Annotated in this window: 2 protein-coding genes and 1 pseudogene; all 3 read left to right on the forward strand. The window is 61.7% G+C overall.

Annotated features, from left to right (window positions below; genetic code table 11):
* A partial coding sequence (locus KH616_RS25125) for a beta-eliminating lyase-related protein (RefSeq protein ID WP_292255270.1) occupies positions 1-316 on the forward strand: 316 nt, incomplete at its 5' end.
* 43 nt (positions 317-359) lie between these two features.
* Complete coding sequence (locus KH616_RS25130) at positions 360-650, forward strand: hypothetical protein (RefSeq protein WP_292255273.1); 291 nt, start codon at positions 360-362, stop codon at positions 648-650.
* Between the two features lie 199 nt (positions 651-849).
* A pseudogene (locus KH616_RS25135) lies at positions 850-1,261 on the forward strand (PrkA family serine protein kinase); the annotation flags it as partial.

Genomic DNA, 1,261 nt, shown 5'->3' on the forward strand with positions numbered 1-1,261 from the left:
CGCCACCGGCACCGCCGCCAATTGCCTCGCGCTCTCCACCCTGTGCCCGCCGCACGGCGGCGTGGTGTGCCACCGCGAAGCACACATAGAGGTCGACGAAGGCGGCGCGGCGAAAGCACGTCCGGCCGAGCCGGTCGCGATCCGCCCGTCTGCGCCCGTGGGCAAGTCGCCGGCCGCCGCGATGCAGGATGCGCGCGTCATGCCCGCACCGCGTGCAGCGGTCGTGTCGAAGCCGGTACGCAAGCCGGCCGCCGCGGCGCACGCCGCATCGCCGGCTGCCACGACCGCAGGCGCTGACGACTGGGAGACGTTCTGATTTTTCCAGGCGGTGCGCGCACCGTGCATCTATCCCCATTTGCATGACGATGAACGCCCGCTTCAAGCGGGCGTTTTCGCATGGCATGCGCGAACCATTGCGCGGCATGCGTGCGCATGCGACGGGATGCATGCGCGAGCGCATCGCCATGTCGCGCCGTTGTCGTACGGGTATCTCCGTACGGGGCCCGGACAAAAAAATTGTAACGGCGCGTTTGTGCTGTCGTCGCAAACGCGGGCTCGAACGTATAGAAGGGAAGGGAGGAACGACGTTGAATTTCGCGACGGCTGGCGCATCCAATGCACAAGACGTTCCGGTGCAGGATGAGACGTGACGGATGCTGTTTCGTCGGCTCGGGTCAGTGATTGTAGGGCGATGAAAATGGTTCTCCAAGCGATCGCGCGCCGGAGGTACAAATCACAACGCAGTTCGTGAAAAAAAATATAAAAGGGTTTAGGATGAATTCGAACGCGTTTGCGTCTACGTAGTCACAAGATGGCAAGCACGTCTTCAGACTCAGGCGAGGAGGTAGCATGGATATCTACAGCAGCTTCGCGAACCGCTTCGAAAAAACGCGAGAGGAAGAGCTCTCGCTCGAGGAGTACCTCGCGCTCTGCAAAAACGATCCATCCGCGTATGCTACGGCCGGCGAACGCATGCTGGCTGCGATCGGGGAACCCGAACACATCGATACCCGCAACGATCCGCGCCTGTCGCGGATCTTTGCGAACAAGGTCATCAAGGTCTATCCCGCGTTCCGTGAGTTCTACGGAATGGAGGAAGTGATCGAGCAGGTCGTGGCGTACTTCCGTCACGCTGCACAAGGCCTCGAGGAGAAGAAGCAGATCCTCTATCTGCTGGGGCCGGTCGGCGGCGGCAAGTCGTCGATCGCCGAGCGCCTGAAGCAACTGATGGAACGCGTGCCGTTCTATGCGCTGAAGGGGT

The sequence above is a fragment of the Burkholderia sp. genome (genome assembly GCF_018375725.1).
Classification (GTDB): Bacteria; Pseudomonadota; Gammaproteobacteria; order Burkholderiales; family Burkholderiaceae; genus Burkholderia.

Bases quoted from the DNA above. Each gene is read 5' to 3' on its own strand.
- KH616_RS25130 (WP_292255273.1), top strand. From the start codon at position 360: ATGACGATGAACGCCCGCTTCAAGCGGGCGTTTTCGCATGGCATGCGC.